The organism is Pseudomonas orientalis (genome assembly GCF_002934065.1).
Lineage (GTDB): Bacteria > Pseudomonadota > Gammaproteobacteria > Pseudomonadales > Pseudomonadaceae > Aquipseudomonas > Aquipseudomonas orientalis_A.
Genome location: NZ_CP018049.1, coordinates 3766445 through 3785299 on the forward strand (window position 1 = coordinate 3766445; position 18855 = coordinate 3785299).

Sequence of the window (18855 nt, forward strand, 5' to 3'; positions counted from 1 at the left end):
AGCAGCAACTCCTTGTCACAAGTACCGCCTGTAGGAGCGAGCTTGCTCGCTCCTACAGAAGCCGATCAGCTTGCAGTGGCGAGCAGCAGGTCCTGCACCGAACGCGCGGTGCCACGGTTGCGATCATTCTCGTACAACGACGCGGCAATTTCATCGGCGCGAATCGGCAGCACCGACAGCAACGTATCGCTCAAACCATGGCTGGCCTGGCTGAACCCCTGGATGTAGATCCCGGCCTTGCAGCGCTCGTCGGTGACGATGCGGTAGTCGCGGGCCACTTCGAAATCGCCCATGTAGGCCTCCAGCGGCGCGAGCAGTTCGCGGTGCATCTGGCGCTCGTAACCGGTGGCGAGGATCACCGCGTCGTAGTGGCTCACGCTGGTTTCGCCGGTGGCGTTGTTGCGCAGCGTCAGTTCGATGCCCAGCGGGCCGGGGGTGGCCTTTTCGACCACGGTCATGGTGCGAAATGCCTGGCGCGCGATGCCGGACACTTTCTGGCGATAGAAGATGCCGTAGATGCGCTCGATCAGGTCCAGGTCCACCACCGAGTAGTTGGTGTTCTGGTACTCGGCGACCAGGCGCTCACGTTCGGCGCCGACTTGCTGGAACACCAGGTCGGTAAAGGCCGGCGAGAACACTTCATTGACGAACGGGCTATCATCCGCCGGCTTGAGCGCCGAACCGCGCAGAATCAGGTCGACTTGCACCGACGGGAAGCTGTCGTTGAGGTCGATAAACGCTTCGGCGGCGCTCTGACCACCGCCGATCACCGCGATGCGCATCGGCTTGCCATCGACGCACGGCTGGCCGGCCATGCGCTCCAGGTACTGGGAATGGTGGAACACCCGGCTGTCGCCCTTGAGCGCCTTGAACGCCTCGGGAATACGCGGCGTGCCACCGGCGCTGACCACCACAGAGCGCGTGGTGCGCACATGCTGCTCGCCCAGCGCATCGCGGGAAATCACGCGCAGCGCTTCAACCTGTTGCTGGTGCAGGATCGGCTCGATGGCCAGTACCTCTTCGCCGTAGCGGGCCTGGGCCTGGAATTGCCCGGCGACCCAGCGCAGGTAGTCGTTGTACTCCATGCGGCACGGGTAGAAGGTGCCCAGGTTGATGAAGTCCACCAGGCGGTCGTGGGCCTTGAGGTAATTGACGAAGGAATACGGGCTGGTGGGGTTGCGCAGGGTCACCAGGTCCTTGAGGAAGGAAATCTGCAATTCGCTCTGGGTCACCAGGGTATTGCCGTGCCAGCGGTAGTCGGCCTGTTTGTCGAGGAACAGTACGTCCAGTTTGCCCTGGGCTTTCTCACGCTCCTGCAAGGCGATGGCCAGCGCCAGGTTCGAAGGGCCGAAGCCGATACCGATCAGGTCGTGAACCGCGGGCGAAGCAATTGCCTGTGTCATTCCAGTGTCCTCTGGATAAGCCCCTTGGCGGTTGGGGCGGGAATACCTTCATGGCCTGAACAACAGGCCGTGTGTTGATAGGAAACGAGGACAGTGAAATAAAATTTAACTAACAGCGCTTCAGTGCGCTTCCCACTCACGCATGCGCAACCGGCAGTGCTTCATGGCATTAACGATGTGCTTTTCCACCAGGGCGCGGGAAATGCACAGGCGCTCGGCGATTTGCAGGTGGGACAGGCCGTCGAATTTGCGCATCAGGAAACTGTCGCGGCAGGCCGCCGGCAACTCGGCCAGGGCACGCTCGAGCATCTCCAGGCGCTGGCTCTGATCGTGGCTGGTGTGGGGTGAACAAGGCGCGAAGCGTTCTTCAGCGTCCAGCACCTCCAGCGGCTCGACCTGGCGCAGGGCGTTGCGCCGATGGCCGTCGATCACCAGGTTCAGCGCAGTGCGGTACAGGAACGCGCGCGGCTGTTCGATCGGCGTGTCACTGGAGCGCTCCAGCACCCGCACATACGCGTCATGCACCACATCCTCGGCCACCTGTCGGTTGCCCAGCTTGGCGTTGAGGAAACACACCAGCTCGCGATAGTAGTTTTCCAACATGACTCCTGGCTCCATGGCCGTGGTGCGGACGGTGCCAACCTGTATAGGAACACGTCCATCAATGATGGCAGTTTGAGTGTGTGCAATTTATAGTAATTCTCATCTACTTTTAAAGAAGTCTCGCATCAACGGTCGATTTTTTTCTTCATGCAACCTGTAACCGCGCGTGTAACAGCCTAAATCCCCGGGCATTTTCTTCGTTTACCTGTCAGCTCTGCGCGACTGCGCCCCGATCTTTCCTGGCTGGAACCTACGCATGAAACGCCCTCGACCTGCCCGACGCGCCCTGCTTGTGGTGGCGTGCCTGATTCCCATCGTTGCGTTTGCCACCTGGCAAGGCCTTGCGCCGGGCCGCGACAGTTTGGCCACCGTGACGGTCACCCGGGGCGATATCGAAAACAGCGTCACGGCCCTGGGCACCCTGCAACCACGTCGCTATGTGGATGTCGGCGCACAGGCCTCCGGGCAGATCCAGAAGATCCACGTCGAGGCCGGCGATCAGGTCAAGGAAGGCCAGTTGCTGGTGGAGATCGACCCGTCGACGCAAAAAGCCAAGCTCGACGCCAGCCGCTACGCCATCGAAAACCTGCAGGCGCAATTGCAGGAGCAGAAAGCCCAGCACGCCTTGGCGCGCCAGAAATACCAGCGTCAGCAACGCCTGAGCGCCGGTAACGCCACCCGCGAAGAAGATGTGCAAACCGCCAGGGCCGAGTTGGACGCCACCCAGGCGCGGGTCGACATGTTCCTGGCCCAGATTCGCCAGGCCCGGGCCAGCCTGCGCAGCGACGAAGCGGAACTCGGTTACACGCGCATCTACGCGCCGATGGCCGGTACCGTCGTGGCGGTGGATGCGCGGGTCGGGCAGACCCTCAACGCCCAACAACAAACGCCGCTGATCCTGCGCATCGCCAAATTGTCGCCGATGACGGTGTGGGCCGAAGTGTCCGAGGCGGATATCGGCCATGTCAAACCCGGCATGAGTGCGTATTTCACCACCTTGAGCGGCGGCAGCCGGCGCTGGACCAGCACCGTGCGGCAGATCCTGCCAATCCCGCCCAAGCCGTTGAACGAAACCCAGGGCAGCGGCAGCCCGAGCAACAGCAAGAGCGGCACCGGCCGCGTGGTGCTGTACACGGTGTTACTGGACGTCGACAACGCCGATAACGCACTGATGGCGGAAATGACCACCCAGGTGTTTTTCGTCGCCAGCCAAGTCAAGGACGCCCTGACCGTGCCGGTCGCCGCGCTGCAAGGCGTGCCTACGGCGGATACGCAACTCGCCCGGGTGGTGGCGAAAAACGGCAGCATCGAGCAGCGCTCGGTGCGCCTGGGCATCAGCGACCGCCTGCGCGTGCAGGTGCTGGAGGGCCTCGACGAAGGCGATCACCTGTTGATCGGCCCAGCCGACGGCAGCGGGGGCTGAGTTGACCACGCCACTGATCGAACTCAAGCATATCCGCAAATCCTACGGCGGCGGCGACAGCCCGCAGGTCGACGTGCTGCGCGGCATCGACCTGTCGATCCACGCCGGGGAATTCGTCGCCATCGTCGGCGCGTCGGGCTCCGGCAAGTCGACGTTGATGAACATCCTCGGTTGCCTCGACCGCCCGAGCGAAGGCGACTACCTGTTCGCCGGGGAAAACGTCGCCCAACTGGGCAGCGACGAACTGGCTTGGCTGCGCCGCGAAGCGTTCGGCTTTGTGTTTCAGGGCTACCACCTGATCCCGTCGGCATCGGCCCAGGAAAACGTCGAGATGCCGGCGATCTATGCCGGTATCAGTGCCGGCGAACGGCACGCCCGCGCCAATGCCCTGCTCACCCGCCTGGGCCTGGCCGAGCGCACCGGCAACCGTCCGCACCAGCTCTCCGGTGGCCAGCAGCAACGGGTGTCCATTGCACGTGCGCTGATGAACGGCGGGCATATCATCCTCGCCGACGAACCCACCGGCGCCCTCGACAGCCACAGCGGCGCCGAGGTGATGACCCTGCTCGACGAACTGGCGAGCCAGGGCCATGTGGTCATCCTGATTACCCATGACCGCGAAGTGGCGGCGCGGGCCAACCGCATCATCGAGATTCGCGACGGCCTGATCATCAGCGACTCGCCCGCCCCTCACACCGAGGCGCCCGCCCCCGCGAACAGCGCTGCGCTGCAAGCCGTGGACCTGCGCCAGCGCCTGGCCGATGGCGCCGAACACAACGGCGCCTGGAAAGCCGAACTGCTCGACGCGCTGCAAGCGGCCTGGCGCGTGATGTGGATCAACCGGTTTCGCACCGCGCTGACCCTGCTCGGCATCATTATCGGGGTGGCCTCGGTGGTGGTCATGCTGGCCGTGGGTGAAGGCAGCAAGCGCCAGGTCATGGCGCAGATGGGCGCGTTCGGCTCGAACATTCTGTACGTCAGCGGTTCGTCGCCCAACCCGCGCACGCCCCTGGGCATCATCACCCCCGCCGACGTGGCCGCCCTGGCCACCCTGCCGCAGGTGAAACGGATCATGCCGGTCAACGGCGCCGAAGCCGGCGTGCGTTTCGGCAACATTGACTACATGGCCTATGTGGGCGGCAACGACACTAATTTCCCAACCATCTTCAACTGGCCGGTGGTCGAGGGCAGCTACTTCACCGAGGCCGACGAACGCAACGCCGCCACCGTCGCGGTGATCGGCGCACGGGTGCGCGACAAGCTGTTCAAAGGCCTGGTCAACCCCATCGGCCAATACATCCTGATCGAAAACGTGCCCTTCCAGGTGGTGGGCGTGCTCCAGGAAAAAGGCTCCAGCTCGGGCAACAAGGACAGCGACGATCGCATTGCCATCCCCTACTCCGCCGCCAGCATTCGTCTGTTCGGCAGCTACAACCCGGAGTACGTGGTGATTGCCGCCGCCGACGCCACCCGGGTGAACGCCGCCGAGCAGGCCATCGATCAGTTGCTCAAGCGTTTGCACCACGGCAAGGACGACTACCACTTGACCAACAACGCCGCGATGATCCAGGCCGAGGCGCGCACGGCCAACACCCTGTCGTTGATGCTCGGTTCGATTGCGGCGATTTCCCTGCTGGTGGGCGGCATCGGCGTGATGAATATCATGCTGATGACCGTGCGCGAACGCACCCGCGAAATCGGCATCCGCATGGCCACCGGCGCCCGCCAGCGCGACATCCTGCGTCAGTTTCTCACCGAGGCGGTGATGCTCTCGGTGGTCGGCGGCTTGTTCGGTATCGCCCTGGCGCTGCTGGTGGGCGGCGTGCTGGTACTGGCCGAAGTGGCGGTGCAGTTTTCCCTGGTGGCGATGCTCGGCGCGTTTGGCTGCGCACTGGTCACCGGCGTCGTATTCGGCTTTATGCCGGCCCGTAAAGCTGCCCGGCTCGATCCGGTTAAGGCATTGACCAGTGAATAAACCCTCCCTTCCCACGCCGCTTTCCCTGCTCAGCCTGTGCCTGCTGCTCAGCGCCTGCGCCGGTACCCCGCCCGCCGTCGACAGCGGCGTTGCGCCGCCCGCCGCCTGGCACTATGCCGAAAACACGGCCAGCCAAGCCACCCACCAGCGCTGGTGGACGCACTTTGGCAGTCCGTCGCTCAACCGCCTGATCGATCAGGCGCGACGTGACAGCTTCGACGTGGCCGCCGCCATGGCCCGCGTGCGCCAGGCGCAGGCCACGGCGGTGATTGCCGGGGCGCCGCTGCTGCCCGAGGTCAAGTTCAACCTCACGGCCACCCGTGAAAAGCTGTTGCGCGGCAGCGGCAATTCGGACCTGAACGCCACCGAGAGCAATAAAACCGTCACCAGCTATGACGCCAACCTCACGGCCAGCTACGAACTCGACTTCTGGGGCGGTCGCGCCGCTGCCAGGGACAGCGCGCTGCAGAGCCTGCAAGCCAGCCAGTTCGATCAGGCCAATGTCGAACTGACCCTGCTCAGCAACGTCGCCGACCGCTACGCACAAACCCTGGCCGCACGCCAACGCGTGCAGATCGCCGAGCTGAACCTGGCGAATGCACGCACGGTGCTGGAGCTGGTGCAAACCCGCTACGACGCCGGTTCCGCCACGGCCCTGGAACTGGCGCAACAGAAAAGCCTGGTGGCCAGCCAGCAACGGCAACTGCCGTTGGTCGAGCAACAGGCCGAAGATGCGCGCATCACCCTCGCCGCGTTGCTCGGCCGGCCCGTGCAGGCGCTGGAGTTGGGCAACGAGGCGTTCCAGGCACTGACCTGGCCAGGCATCGGGCCCGGCGTACCGAGCCAGTTATTGAGCCGGCGCCCCGACCTCGCCCAGGCCGAGGCACAGCTGGCGGCGGCGAGTGCCGACGTGACCGTAGCCCGTGCGGCGATGCTGCCGGCGGTGACCTTGGGCGCGACTCTTGGCTCGGGCGCGTACAAGGCCGACGATATCCTGCGCAGCCCGTTCTACACCCTGACCTCGGGCCTGGTGGCCCCCATCTTCAACAACGGTCGTTTGCGCGCCGAACGCGACAAGGCCCGTGCGCGTCAGGATGAGCTGCTGCAAACCTACCGTGGGGCGATCATCAACGGCTTTGCCGATGTGGAAAAAGCCCTCAGCAGCATCAGCCGCCTCGACCAGCAACGCCAATGGCAAACCGAAGAGCTGCAACAGGCCCGGACTGCGTTCCAGATCGCCGAAAGCCGCTACCAGGCGGGCGCCGAGGATTTGCTCACAGTGCTGGAGACCCAACGCACGTTGTACGCGGCCCAGGACTTGGACGTGCAGCTGCGGCTGTCGCGCCTGCAAGCCAGCATCGCGTTGTACAAAGCATTGGGCGGTGGCTGGAATAGCGGCACCTGATAAACGAAACTCCAGTTTCGTACACGATCCGTTTAATCGCCTTACATTATTAGACCCAAGGTCCTTGGTAAAAAAGCCGACTTCACACGGCTTCCCGGGACCTTCTAATGAAATCCAGCGTTGTTGGAAAATGCCTGGTCTGCCTCGGCGGCTGGGTGATCGCACACCTGGCCCTGGCCGAGCCGTTGATCGCGCCCACCGCCATTGATTGGTTACTCGATTGCCCCTTCCCGGTGTTCGAGCAGCTCGACCCCGACGTACTCGCCCGTACCCAATGTGGCCTGGTGACGGTGCCCCGCGACCATGCCGCCCCTGGCCGCGGTCGCCTGCGTTTGAGCGTGACACGCGTCGGCGCGCGCGACCCGCTCAACCGCGAGGGCGTGGTGTTTATCCAGTCCGGCGATCCGCGTACGGCCAGAAACACCACCTTTGCCCTGCACCTGGCCGGCCGCTGGGAGTCTTACGCCACCCCGGCGTATCGCATGCTCGTCGACCGCTACGACATGATCGAACTGAGCAGCCGCGACCTCAAAGGCAGCGACGCCGTCGAACAGGCGGCAGAGGATATGGAGTATGTGCGCGGGCAACTGGGCGAGTCCCGGCTCAACTACGTCGGCAATGCCGACGCGGCGCGCCTGGGCAACCGCTACGCCACGCTGTTTCCCGAACGCATCGCACGCATGGTGCTGGTCAACGCCGGGCGCGGCGAACCGAGCGCGTCCGGCGTCGACTCGCTGCTGCTCAAGGAACCCGCCCAGGCCACTGCCGACGGCTGCGTCAGCCGCTGGCTCGGGGAGTTTCTGGCCTACGGCAAACAGCCTCCGGCGAACACCCGGTGTCTCGACCGTGGCGGCTGGGAGTGAGTTCACCACACAACCCAATGTGGGAGGGGGCTTGCCCCCGATGACGGAGTGTCAGTAAATACATCTGTGACTGACGCACCGCTATCGGGGGCAAGCCCCCTCCCACATTTGCACTGCGTTCCAATCATAGCTATCTACCGCTCCCCGCTTCTCCAGCAGGTATCAACTGTCCAGCGTACTCAACCTTCCGGCGGCCTGATAGCTGCCAGGGGTTTCCCGACTGAACAGAGCGATCCCGATGGTCCCCCTTAAATACAAAGACTTGCTGATCAACTTCACTAACAACTTTACTCACCTCTGGAACAACCGGCGTCGCGAGGATGGGCATTTTGGCGACGCGCCCGCCGGTCTCTGGCGCCCTCGCATACCTCCGAAGCTGGCTGGCTACTACCCGATCGGCGACAGGCTTGAAGATAATTTCAACACCATCGACGGCGTCCAGGCGATGCCGGTGGTCGCGGATGCCAATGGCCCCACGGGTACCGCCTTGAAGCCACCCACGGATTTCGAACGGGTATGGGCCTTTGAGCAACCGGGGTACAACGTGTCGATCTGGCGCCCGGTGCCGCCTGAAGGCTATGTGGCAATGGGATTGGTCGTTGGCAACGGCCTGCTTGAGCCTTCCGTGAATGCGGTTCGGTGCCTGCGTGATGATCTGCCGGTCACGTCGCACATCGACGAACTGCTGTGGAGCGATCGAGGCACCGGCGCACCCGGGGATTTTTCCGCCTGGAGTGTCAAGCCGCCCACTGCGCCACCGGCTGAAGTGTATTTCAGCGCCGCCACTTTCATGGGCCAGCCGGGCTATGCTCGACCGTTGGCCAGTCCCCCCGTGCATGCCCTGCGCGCACATATGCTGATTGAATCGACGGCGCCCAGCGTCGCCCCCATTCTGCACAGCTACGCCAAGCCTTCAGCGTTCGAAAAAACCACCACGGCCTATGTCACCCAACTGCCCTGGTTCACTATCGAAGACCCCGACCTGACCCCTATGGAACAGTTGATCCAGACGCCCTACTACCAGTTGGAGCGCAAGGATTACTACGTGTTGCTCAACCATGCGCATAACAACACTTCGACCGTACAACGCTATAACTGGGCGAGTACCCGCATCGAAAATGGGTCGACCACCGAGAGCACCTCGCAGACCGTCGGCACAGAAAGCAGCGTCGAACTGCAATTCGCCAGTTTCTTCAAGGCCTCTGCAAAAATCAGCCTGAGCGTCACCCATGTCAGCACGCAAACCCGAGGCTGGGCCAAATCCGAAACCTACACCGTCTGGTGCACCCTGGGGCCTCACAAGGCGGTGGCGGTCTACCTGATCAACAGCGACTATCGCCTGCTCAGGGCGGATGGGCGCCAGGTGGGCCAGATGTATACCCGAAGCAATGAAAACAGCCTGTACTGGAGCGAATACCCTGCGACCCAGGGCAATACCGTCAGGGTCAGCCGCTCCATAGCAGGAGAAACGTCCGCCGAAATTATCCTGCCCTGAGTGAACGCGCCATTGCGCTCACCCTTTGCCGCCAGTCGTCCTACAATGGCGCCGACTTTCCTTTGATTTCGGAACCGACATGGACATCGAGCTGGCACGCACCTTCCTCGAAATCACCCGCTGCGGCAGCCTCGCCGCCGCGGCGGAGAAACTGCACGTCACCCAGACCGCCATCACTGCGCGGGTGAAAAACCTGGAAAACCAGTTGGGCAGTACGCTGTTCGTGCGCAACCGCGCCGGTGCCCGCCTGACCGCCGACGGCGAGGCCTTTGTGGTGTACGCCAACCAGTTGCTGCAGACCTGGGAAGCGGCGCGCCGCGACCTGCCGTTGCCCGATGGCTATCGTAATGTGCTGCATATCGGCGGTGAGGTCAGCCTGTGCAACCCGCTGATGCTCGGCTGGGCCAAGGCGCTGCGCGAGCATATCCCCGGGCATGCCCTGCGCACCGAAATTCGCGAGGGCGAATACCTGTTGCGCCAGTTGGAGTTGGGCGTGCTCGACGCCGCGCTGGTGTTCCAGCCGCAATACTGGCCGGGTTTGCAGGTGGAGCAGGTGCTGGAAGAAAAACTGATCCTGGTGCAACTGACGAGCCAACCCGAGCCCTATGTGTATATCGACTGGGGCCAGGGTTTTCGCCAGCAGCACGACGCCGCCCTGCCCGACCACGCGCGCGCCGCCGTGAGTTTCAACCTGGGGCCGCTGGCGTTGCAGTACATCCTGGAGAATGGCGGCGCCGGGTATTTCCGCACGCGCGTGGTGCAGAGCTACCTGGACAGCGGCGTGATGCAGCGGGTGGCCAAGGCGCCGGAATTCAGTTTCCCGACGTACCTGGTGTATTCGCGGGCACGGGATTCGGCGGTGCTGCAGCAGGCGTTGACCTTGTTGCGCGAAGTGGTCAAGGCCGAAGGTGACTGGTCGCAGCGCTGGGACCCGCTGATTTGAATCACCCTGCACCGGCGCGCATGCTAGCCTGCGGGTGTGTCCTCTTGCAGCCTTACCGATGAACAAGAAAAAGTCCGTCACCATCAGCGACATCGCCAAACGGGTGGGCATGACCACCATCACCGTGTCCCGGGCGTTGAGCAAACCTGACCTGGTCAAACCCGCCACCCTGGCGCGCATTCTGGAAGTGGCGCGCGAACTCGACTACGTGCCCAATGCCTTCGCGCGCGGGCTCAAGCGCAGTGAAAGCCTGATCATCGGCGTGATCACCGCATCGGTGGACAACCCGTTCTACAGCGAGATGATCAAGGCGATCTCCCGCGAAGCGAAAAAGCACGGCTACACCATCATGCTGGTGGACACCGATGAGCTCGAAGAATTGGAAAGCAAGGCCGTCGATACCCTGCTGGGTTATCGCGTGGCGGGGATCATCCTGTCGCCGGTCTCCGATGAGCCAAGCTACCAGCCCGACTATCTCGAGCGCCTGGGCAACGGCAAGACCCCGGTGGTGCTGCTTGACCGCACACTCCACGACAGCCCGTTCAGCCGCGTGGTGCTCGACAACTACCACAGCGGCATCCAGGCCGCGCATTACCTGTTGCGCCAGACCCCGGACCTCAAGCGCCTGCTGGTGCTGACCGGCCCCGAACACTCGCGCATCACCGTCGAACGCCTCAAGGGCCTGCGCGAAGTGCTGGCCGAGCATCCCCAGGTGCAGGTCGAGGTGCAGGCCGGGGACTACACGCTGATGCCGTCCTACCTGCACACCCTCGACTACCTCGCCGCGCACTCGGCGCCGGACGCGATCATGGGCTTCAACCAATTGATCACCCTCGGCGCCCTGCGCGCGTTGCGCATGCACAACATCGCCCACGACAGCCTGACCATCTGCGGCATCGACCGCCTGCCCTTCGCCGATATTTTCGGCGTGCCCATCGCCTGCGTGGCCCACGATGCGTCGCTGGCCGGCAGCAGCGCGGTGCGCCTGTTGCTCGATCGCCTGCAAGACCCGCACAAGCCACGGGACAAGGTGGTCATCGCCGGGCAGTTGGAGAACGGCTAACGGCTGGTATAGCCGCCATCAATCGGCAGGCTCACGCCGCTGATCATGCTGGCCGCATCGCTGAGCAGGAACAGCACCGGCAACGCGACGTCCACGGTGTGCGCAAAACGGCCCAGGGGAATGGCGGCCAGTGCCGGGTCGCGCTTGACCGGATCGGACCAGGCCATGGTCGCCATCGGCGTGAGGGTGACAGTGGGGTTGACGCTGTTGACGCGAATGCCGAAGCGGCCCCATTCGGCGCATTGCACACGGGTGATCGCATCGAGGGCGGCCTTGGAGGCGCAGTAGCTCAGGTGATCATCCAGCGCCACCAGCGAGGCCTGGCTTGAGACGTTGACGATGCTGCCGGCGATGTTCTCTTCGATCATTTTCGCCGCCACGCGGCTGGCCACGTGCGCCGCGGCGCGGGCGTTGACCTGCATCACCTGGTCGAAGGCTTCGGCGCTGATGGCGGCGGCAGGCTCCAGGCGTGAAATGCCGGCGCAGTTGACCAGGCCGTGCAGCGCCGGCAGCTTATTCAGGGCGTGGTCGAGTGCGGCGCTGTCGGCGATATCCACGCTCAGGCTGTGGCAGCCCAGTTCGGCCAGGGCCTGGGCGTCGCGGCCCAGGGCGAAGACCTCGGCGCCACTGGCGATCAGCTGCTGGGCGATTTCGCGGCCGATGCCGCTGCTGGCGCCGGTGACGAGGATGCGCTGGTGAGTGAAGTCGAAAGTAGCCTGCATGAATATAATTCCCGAAACAATGGTGATCCCTGTGGGAGGGGGCTTGCCCCCGATAGCGGTGTGTCATTCAACACCGGGGGCGACTGTTACACCGCCATCGGGAGCAAGCCCCCTCCCACATGTTTGACCCTGTCGGGTCAGCTGGCCTGCAGGTTATGCATGATCGGTTTCAGCGCGGGATACAGCTTCAGGTACTCGGCAAACGCCTGGTCGTAGACCGCGACATTCTCCCGCTTTGGCTGCGCCCGCAATGCCAACTGCACCCAGCCCTTGTCCATCGCCTCATCACTGACCAACCCCACCGTGTGCGCTGCCAGCAACGCCGCCCCCAGCGCCGCTTCGACTTCCTGGACGATGGTGTACACCGGGTAGCGCGTCACGTCCGCGATGATCTGCATCCACACATCCGAATGGCTCGCACCGCCCACCACGATCAAGCGCGGGTCAAGGGAATGTGCGCCCCGGGTGCCGGCTTCGATATTGTGGCGCAGGGCAAAACTCACCCCTTCGAGCACGGCGCGGTACAGGTGGATGCGCGTGTGATACAGGTTCAGCCCGACAAAACTGCCGCTGGCGCGGTCGTCCCACACCGGGCTGCGCTCGCCCATCAGGTACGGCAGGAACAACAGGCCCTCGCTGCCCGCCGGGATATTCATCGCGCTGCGCTCGAGCAACACCAGGCTGTCCTCGCCGCTGGCCCGGGCCTGTTGCTCCTCGGCCTGGCAGAATTGCTCGCGGAACCAACTGACCGATGCCCCTGCGGTGATCGCCCCACCAAAGATGTACAGGTCGCGATGACCGTTATAGACGTGGGGCATGCTCACCAACCCGTGCTGCGCGTCCACCCGCTGGTTGAGGTAGCCCCAACACATGCTGGTGCCGATCATCGCCACATGGTTGCCCGGTTGGGTGACGCCGGCCGCCAGGGTCGCCATGGCCGCATCCACGCCACCGGCGAGCACCGGCGTGCCCGCCTGCAGGCCCAGGCGCGCGGCCCAGTCCTGAAGCAAACCGCCCACCACCTCGCCGGAATACAGCAACCGCTCCGGCATCATCGCCGGCGGGATGCCCAGTGCATCGAGCATCTCGCCCGACCAGCCGCGCGCAACCACATCGTAGACACCGCCGATATTGCCGGCGCTGCTGTGGTCCACCGCCAGCTCGCCGGTCAGGCACCAGTTGATATAGCTGTTGGGCGGCAGCAGGTAGCGCGTGTTGGCCCATACGTCAGGCTGGTGCTGCTTGAGCCAGAGCATCTTGGTGAAGCCGTAGTAGCTGTCCAGCGAGTTGCCGGTGACCGCATACATTCGGTCCAGGTCGACATTCCCACGCACCCACGCCACTTGCTCACCGGCACGACGGTCCATCCAGATCAGGCACGGGTGCAACGGTGTGATCTGCGCATCCACCGCGATGCCCGAGCCGCCGTACAGGCTGCTGATGCACAACGCCTTGACCTGTTGCGCCGCGACACCGGCCTTGAGCATGCACTGCGCCACACACGCCTCGACCGCATCCAGCCAGACCTGCGGCCATTGCTCGGCCCAGCGCACTTTCGGCGTATCCACGCGATAGCCCTGGCTGTGCTGGGCGATGATCGTGCCGTGGGCATCCACCAGCAGCGCTTTGGTGCTCTGGGTCCCTATGTCTACCCCCATCACGTAGTTCATCGTCAGAGCACCGGCTTCAACAGCACCTTGATCGACTTGGTCGAGTTGGCCAGCTCGAAGGCCTCGGCGAAGTCATCCAGCGGGAAGTCATGGGTGACGATGCCTTTTGACGTGACCAGGCCGCGTTCGAACAGGTCGATGGCAATCGGGTAGCAATACGGGCCCAGGTGGGCGCCGCGTACGTCCAGCTCCTTGCGGTCGCCGATGATCGACCAGTCCACGCTGGTCTCGGCGCCGAACACGCTGAATTCGACAAAGCGCCCGAGCTTGCGGATCAGGTCCAGGCCCTGGGTGACGCCGGCCGGTACGCCGGTGGTCTCGATGTACACGTCGCAGCCGTAATTATCGGTAAGGCCGTTGATGATTGCGCGAGCGTTGTCCCGCGACGGGTTGATCACCACATCGGCGCCGAACTTTTTCGCCAGCTCCAGACGCTCGTCGACCATGTCGATCACCACCAGTTTCTTCGGCGTCTTCAGCGCCGCCACCTGCACCATGCACAGGCCGAGGGTGCCGGCGCCGGCAATCACCACCACGTCGTCAAGCTGGATATCGCCACGGTTGACCGTATGGATCGAGCAGGCCATGGGCTCCACCAGTGCCGAGTCTTCCAGGGACACCGACTCGGGAATCTTGTGCACGATGGCCGTCTTGGGAATGCGCATGTATTGAGCCATACCGCCCTCGGCGACCTCACGCTGAAAGCCGAAGATGTTGTGCACTTCGCACATCCAGTATTTACCCGACTTGCAGAATCGGCACTTGCTGCAAGGCACGATCTGCTCGGCGATCACCTTGTCGCCCACCGTCACTTCGAAGTGCTCCTCGGCGCCCTCGCCCGCCTCCACCACATAGCCGAAAAACTCGTGGCCCGGCACCACAGGCGCCTTGACCCAGGGATTGTCGCCGCCCCAGAACATCGCCGCGCCGGAATGGCACTTGCAATCGCTGGCGCAGATGCCGCAGGCGGCAATGCGGATCACCAGTTCATTGGGCCGCGCCCGGGGTTTGCCGATGCGTTCCAGGCGGTAGTCTTTGGGGCCGTGGCAGACGACGGCTTGCATATCAGTGTGCTTGTCCATGGTGTTCGTTCCTGTGTGGATAGAGAGTTAGCGATGGCGCTGACGGCTGATAAAGATCGCCAGCAAAATGATTGCGCCCTTGATCACGCTCTGCACGTAAGGCGATACGCCGAGCATGTTCAAGCCGTTGTTCAAGACGCCGAGCAACATGGCGCCGAGCAAGGTGCCGATGATCACGCCGCGCCCGCCGGCAATCGACGCACCGCCCAGTACCACGGCGGCAATCGCATCCAGTTCGAACGACACACCGGCATTCGGCTGGCCGCTCATCAGGCGTGAGGTCAGCACCAGCCCGGCAATCGCTGCGGTGAGGCCACTGATGCCGTACACCAGCAATTTGAAGCGCGCCGCCCGTACCCCGGACAAGCGCACCGCCTCCTCATTGCCGCCGATGGCGTAGATGTAGCGACCGATGCGCGTGTGCTGCAGCAGCACATAGGCCGCCAGGTAAGTGAGCAGCATGATCAGAATCGGCACCTGGATGCCGAACACGCTGGCCCGGCCGAACACCGCGAACCACTCCGGCAGCCCGGAAATCGGATAGCCGTCGGTGTACATCAGCCCCAGGCCCCGGGCGATGCCCATGGTCGCCAGGGTCACGATGATCGGCGGCATATGCAGGTAGGCCACGAACAGGCCGTTGCCGATGCCGAACGCCACACCCACCAGCATCCCGGCACCGATTGCCAGGCCCGGCGGCAGCCCCGCGACCATCAAGCCGGCCGTGAGCGTGCCGGACAGCGCCATCACCGGCCCCACCGACAGATCAATGCCGCCGGTAAGAATCACGCAGGTCATGCCCACCGCGATGATCGCGTTGATCGACACCTGGCGCGCAATGTTCGACAGGTTGCCGGCGGTGAGGAAGGTGTCGCTGGCGAGAATCATCACCAGGGTCACCACCACCAGCCCGACAAAGGGATAAAACGCCGGCGAGCGCAGCAACCGCGCCAGGTTCAGGCGCAACCGGCCGGTGCCTGCGGTATTAATGGACGTATTCACTTGAGCCCCCTGTTGCATGGCGCATGACCTCTTGAGGATTGACGGCGGACGCTTCCAGCACCTTGACGATCGCGCCCTTGTGGAACACCGCGACGCGGTCGCACATGCCGATGACTTCCGGCAGTTCGGAGGAAATCATGATGATCGCGTAGCCCTGTTCGGTGAGGCTGCGCATCAGCGCGTAGATCTGCGCCTTGGCGCCCACATCGATGCCCCGGGTGGGTTCGTCGAACACCAGCACGTCGCAGTGGTGGTTGATCCAGCGGGCAATCACCACCTTTTGCTGGTTGCCGCCGCTGAGGTTGAACACGCGGCTTTCCGCGCTGGGCGCCTTGATCGACAGCTGGCGCATCAGCGCTTCGACGCTGGCGCATTCCCTGGCCGTGTCGATCAGGCCCGCGGCGTTCTGGTATTTGGGCAGGTTGTTCAACGAGATATTTTCGCGAATGCTGAAGTCGGTGATCAGCCCTTCGCTCTTGCGGCTCTCCGGCAGCAGGCCGATGCCATGGGCCAGCGCCTGGGCCGGGTCGTCGAGGCTGACCTTTTCGCCGCGCAGCCACACGTCTTTGCTCACCGAGGGCAGCGCGCCCATCATGCCCAGGGCCAGTTCGGTGCGACCGGAACCGACCAGGCCGGCAAAGCCGAGGATTTCACCGCTGTGCAAGTCAAAGCGGTTATGCGGGCCGTTGCGCACCAGCTGGATGTCCTTGACCTCCAGCAGTAAAGGCCCGCGTGCGGTGCTGGGCTTGGACGGGAAACTGCATTCCAGGCGGCGGCCGACCATCATCTCGACCAGACGGTCGATATCGCTGTCGGCCACGGCGGTGACGCCTGCATTGCCGCCATCGCGTAACACACTGATGCGGTCGCACACCTGGAAAATCTCCTCCAGATGGTGCGAGATGAAAATCACTGCCACGCCCTGGCGCTTGAGTTCGCGCATGATCTCGAACAGCAGCTCGGCCTCGCTGGGCGTCAGCGTTGCAGTAGGTTCATCGAGCACCAGCAAACGCGCATCCAGGGCCAGGGCCTTGGCGATCTCGACGAACTGCTGCTCGGCCACGCTCAGGTGCCGGACGGCGCATTCCAGGTTGATCGACACGCCCAGGCGCTTGAACAACGCCTCGCAGGCCTCAAGCATTTCGCGTTTACGCAACAGGCCGAAGCGGTTGCTCAGCTCATGGCCGAGGAAGATATTTTCCACCGCCGTGAGGTAGGGAATCAGGCTGAATTCCTGGAACACAATGCCGATGCCGGCGGCAATCGCATCACGGTAGGTCGCAAATTGCCGGGGCTGGCCGTCGATCAGGATCTGCCCTTCATCCTGATGCTCGACGCCGCCGAGGATCTTCATCAGGGTGGATTTGCCCGCGCCGTTCTCCCCGAGCAACGCGTGGATTTCGCCGCGCTCCACTTGCAGGTTGATGGACTGGAGGGCCTGCACCCCCGGGTAACGTTTACAGATATTTTCCAGCTTCAGAAGACTGCTCATACCGAAGGCCTCGTACTCAGAAGGAAGACCTGCGCCCCACGACGGACGTGGGGCGCAGGGGTTTACCAGCTGAAGTTTCCGGCCTTGGCCTGGTCGATCAGGGTGATGTCCACCGGGATCGTGGCGGGCACTTGCGAGCCCCACTTCCTGGCCAGGGCAATACCCAGGGCCAGGCGGATCTGGTCTCGGGGGTATTGGGCCGAGGTGGCGATGAACTTGCTGCCGGGTTTCTGGATTGCCTTGATCGCTTCCGGCGCACCGTCGACGCTCACCAGCTTCACATCCATGCCGCTGGCTTCGATGGCCGACAGCGCGCCGAGGGAGCCGTTGTCGTTCACGCTGAAAATGCCCTTGAGGGTGGGCTGGGCCTGCAACATGTTTTCGGTGACGGTCAGCGCCTGGTCACGTTCCTGCTTGCCGTTCTGGATGCTGACAATCTTGATGTCCGGGTGCTTGGCCACCGCCTCCTTGCAACCGCGCACACGTTCGAGGATCGGCACCACGGCAATGCCGTCGAGGATGGCGATATTGCCTTTGTCGCCGATGTGCCTGGCCAGGTACTCACAGGCCTGTAAACCGGCATCGAAGTTTTTCGAGCCGACGAAAGAATCCAGCGGGCCCTCCGCCTGGGCGTCCACTGCCACTACGACCACACCGGCAGCATGGGCGGACTTGACCGCCGATTGCACACCGACCGAATCGGTCGGGTTGATCAGCAGGATATCGATGCCTTTTTGCAGCATGTCTTCGACGTCACTGACCTGCTTGGACACGTCATGCCGGGCGTCGGTAATGATCAATGTCGCCCCGATGCTCGCGCCGGCTTCTTCCAGGGCGTTTTTCATGGTGACGAAATAGGGGTTGTTGATCTCCTGGAAGGAGGCGCCGATGCGGATCGGCTTGGCGGCTTCGGCAAACACAGGGGAAACGCTGCCCAGAGTGATGCTGGCAGCCAATAAACACAGGGTTTTCGGGAGCATTTTCATGGCGTGGGTCTCTGTTTTGTTTTTATTTTTAGAGCAAATGTTATCGTTAACATTTTGCCAGAAGCTAACAAGGAAATTAGGTCCGCGCAAGGGGCCATTGGTCAGACCCGATCCAAATGTGGGAGGGGCGGTGCGACGATTCGACTTGCCCCCGATAGCGATATATCAGTTAGCAATGCATTTACTGACACTGCCTCATCGGGGCATAGGTATCTACACAACTCAGCAGCGCCCAACCGTAACCACGATGCGAAGCGAGCCGCTCTTGATCTTGATCTGCTTTTGATCTTGATCTCAGGCGCCCCGTTAAACCACGCTGGCCGAACGCAGGCTTGAATCCGTGGGCAACCCGGCAGGACGCCGGGTTAGCCGCACTGGGCCATGGATGGCCCATTGCGGCGGCCCACGGATTCAAGCCTGCGTTCGGGCACACCGAGCCCAAGCGAGGTGCCGAGTGGTGGGGCAAGAGCGTTTTGCTTACTTTTGCGCTTTTCAAAAGTGAGCCGCCGTCAGGGCGGAACCCTAAGTGGCCGTTACCGCAGAAACGGATATGTACTCGATCTGATCCAACATCCTGGTCGGCCCAGAGGCCGCCATCGGGGGCAAGCCCCCTCCCACATTTGGACCTCGGAGCGTCAGGTAGATACGCGTTAGCTCCCTCGCCACAGGGTCGGTGTCGCACCAAAATTGTGTAGATACCTTTGGTTATCGGGGGCAAGTCGAATCGT

At 63.2% G+C, this 18855-nt stretch carries 15 protein-coding genes; 7 read left to right on the top strand and 8 right to left on the bottom strand.

Annotated elements, in window-relative coordinates; translation table 11 throughout:
* Positions 1–65 precede the first annotated feature (65 nt).
* Together BOP93_RS16865 and BOP93_RS16870 are read right to left on the bottom strand one after the other, a co-directional pair.
* A complete protein-coding gene (locus BOP93_RS16865; protein ID WP_104503521.1) occupies positions 66–1403 on the bottom strand; it encodes a lysine N(6)-hydroxylase/L-ornithine N(5)-oxygenase family protein in 1338 nt (445 codons plus the stop codon).
* A gap of 120 nt (positions 1404–1523) precedes the next feature.
* Positions 1524–2006 carry a sigma-70 family RNA polymerase sigma factor gene (locus tag BOP93_RS16870; protein WP_104503522.1) on the bottom strand — a complete coding sequence of 161 codons (483 nt, stop codon included), beginning with the start codon at positions 2004–2006 and terminating at the stop codon, positions 1524–1526.
* A gap of 256 nt (positions 2007–2262) precedes the next feature.
* On the opposite strand from BOP93_RS16870, the gene BOP93_RS16875 reads away from it, so the two are divergent.
* The 7 genes from BOP93_RS16875 to BOP93_RS16905 all read left to right on the top strand — a co-directional run bounded on the left by BOP93_RS16875 (position 2263) and on the right by BOP93_RS16905 (position 11173).
* Complete coding sequence (locus BOP93_RS16875) at positions 2263–3429, top strand: efflux RND transporter periplasmic adaptor subunit (RefSeq protein ID WP_104503523.1); 1167 nt, start codon at positions 2263–2265, stop codon at positions 3427–3429.
* A gap of 1 nt (position 3430) precedes the next feature.
* Positions 3431–5404: a MacB family efflux pump subunit gene (locus BOP93_RS16880; RefSeq protein ID WP_104503524.1), complete on the top strand. Its 1974-nt coding sequence runs from the start codon at positions 3431–3433 to the stop codon at positions 5402–5404.
* Positions 5397–6809, top strand: coding sequence for an efflux transporter outer membrane subunit (locus BOP93_RS16885; RefSeq protein WP_104503525.1), 1413 nt, complete (start codon positions 5397–5399; stop codon positions 6807–6809). Before BOP93_RS16880 ends, BOP93_RS16885 begins: the two co-directional genes overlap by 8 nt.
* A gap of 107 nt (positions 6810–6916) precedes the next feature.
* Positions 6917–7672, top strand: coding sequence for a proteinase (locus BOP93_RS16890; RefSeq protein WP_104503526.1), 756 nt, complete (start codon positions 6917–6919; stop codon positions 7670–7672).
* A 238-nt stretch (positions 7673–7910) separates the two neighbouring features.
* Positions 7911–9167, top strand: a complete 1257-nt coding sequence (locus BOP93_RS16895) for a Vps62-related protein (protein WP_104503527.1) — start codon at positions 7911–7913, stop codon at positions 9165–9167.
* A 79-nt stretch (positions 9168–9246) separates the two neighbouring features.
* Positions 9247–10110 (top strand): LysR family transcriptional regulator, encoded by an 864-nt coding sequence (locus BOP93_RS16900; RefSeq protein ID WP_065892578.1) that lies wholly within the window; start codon positions 9247–9249, stop codon positions 10108–10110.
* Between the two features lie 58 nt (positions 10111–10168).
* Positions 10169–11173, top strand: coding sequence for a LacI family DNA-binding transcriptional regulator (locus tag BOP93_RS16905; protein ID WP_065892579.1), 1005 nt, complete (start codon positions 10169–10171; stop codon positions 11171–11173).
* Here BOP93_RS16905 and BOP93_RS16910 read toward each other — a convergent pair.
* From BOP93_RS16910 to BOP93_RS16935, 6 genes are all read right to left on the bottom strand, one after another.
* The gene (locus BOP93_RS16910; protein WP_104503528.1) at positions 11170–11895 is read right to left on the bottom strand and encodes an SDR family oxidoreductase; all 726 of its coding nucleotides are present in this window, start codon (positions 11893–11895) and stop codon (positions 11170–11172) included. The two genes, BOP93_RS16905 and BOP93_RS16910, sit on opposite strands and share 4 nt — an antisense overlap.
* 137 nt (positions 11896–12032) lie before the next feature.
* A complete protein-coding gene (locus BOP93_RS16915; protein WP_104503529.1) occupies positions 12033–13565 on the bottom strand; it encodes an FGGY-family carbohydrate kinase in 1533 nt (510 codons plus the stop codon).
* Between the two features lie 2 nt (positions 13566–13567).
* Positions 13568–14647 (bottom strand): alcohol dehydrogenase catalytic domain-containing protein, encoded by a 1080-nt coding sequence (locus BOP93_RS16920; RefSeq protein WP_104503531.1) that lies wholly within the window; start codon positions 14645–14647, stop codon positions 13568–13570.
* Between the two features lie 27 nt (positions 14648–14674).
* On the bottom strand, positions 14675–15667 hold the full coding sequence (locus BOP93_RS16925) for an ABC transporter permease (protein WP_065885041.1): 993 nt from the start codon (positions 15665–15667) through the stop codon (positions 14675–14677).
* Complete coding sequence (locus BOP93_RS16930; protein ID WP_104503533.1) at positions 15633–17141, bottom strand: sugar ABC transporter ATP-binding protein; 1509 nt, start codon at positions 17139–17141, stop codon at positions 15633–15635. Before BOP93_RS16930 ends, BOP93_RS16925 begins: the two co-directional genes overlap by 35 nt.
* Before the next feature lie 62 nt (positions 17142–17203).
* The gene (locus BOP93_RS16935; RefSeq protein ID WP_104503535.1) at positions 17204–18127 is read right to left on the bottom strand and encodes a substrate-binding domain-containing protein; all 924 of its coding nucleotides are present in this window, start codon (positions 18125–18127) and stop codon (positions 17204–17206) included.
* Positions 18128–18855 lie beyond the last annotated feature (728 nt).

Coding starts and splice junctions, on each gene's coding strand:
- BOP93_RS16870 (WP_104503522.1), bottom strand. CDS start 2,006: ATGTTGGAAAACTACTATCGCGAGCTGGTGTGTTTCCTCAACGCCAAG.
- BOP93_RS16915 (WP_104503529.1), bottom strand. CDS start 13,565: ATGAACTACGTGATGGGGGTAGACATAGGGACCCAGAGCACCAAAGCG.
- BOP93_RS16920 (WP_104503531.1), bottom strand. CDS start 14,647: ATGGACAAGCACACTGATATGCAAGCCGTCGTCTGCCACGGCCCCAAA.
- BOP93_RS16905 (WP_065892579.1), top strand. CDS start 10,169: ATGAACAAGAAAAAGTCCGTCACCATCAGCGACATCGCCAAACGGGTG.
- BOP93_RS16875 (WP_104503523.1), top strand. CDS start 2,263: ATGAAACGCCCTCGACCTGCCCGACGCGCCCTGCTTGTGGTGGCGTGC.
- BOP93_RS16925 (WP_065885041.1), bottom strand. CDS start 15,667: ATGCAACAGGGGGCTCAAGTGAATACGTCCATTAATACCGCAGGCACC.
- BOP93_RS16935 (WP_104503535.1), bottom strand. CDS start 18,127: ATGAAAATGCTCCCGAAAACCCTGTGTTTATTGGCTGCCAGCATCACT.
- BOP93_RS16895 (WP_104503527.1), top strand. CDS start 7,911: ATGGTCCCCCTTAAATACAAAGACTTGCTGATCAACTTCACTAACAAC.
- BOP93_RS16865 (WP_104503521.1), bottom strand. CDS start 1,403: ATGACACAGGCAATTGCTTCGCCCGCGGTTCACGACCTGATCGGTATC.
- BOP93_RS16930 (WP_104503533.1), bottom strand. CDS start 17,141: ATGAGCAGTCTTCTGAAGCTGGAAAATATCTGTAAACGTTACCCGGGG.
- BOP93_RS16890 (WP_104503526.1), top strand. CDS start 6,917: ATGAAATCCAGCGTTGTTGGAAAATGCCTGGTCTGCCTCGGCGGCTGG.
- BOP93_RS16910 (WP_104503528.1), bottom strand. CDS start 11,895: ATGCAGGCTACTTTCGACTTCACTCACCAGCGCATCCTCGTCACCGGC.
- BOP93_RS16900 (WP_065892578.1), top strand. CDS start 9,247: ATGGACATCGAGCTGGCACGCACCTTCCTCGAAATCACCCGCTGCGGC.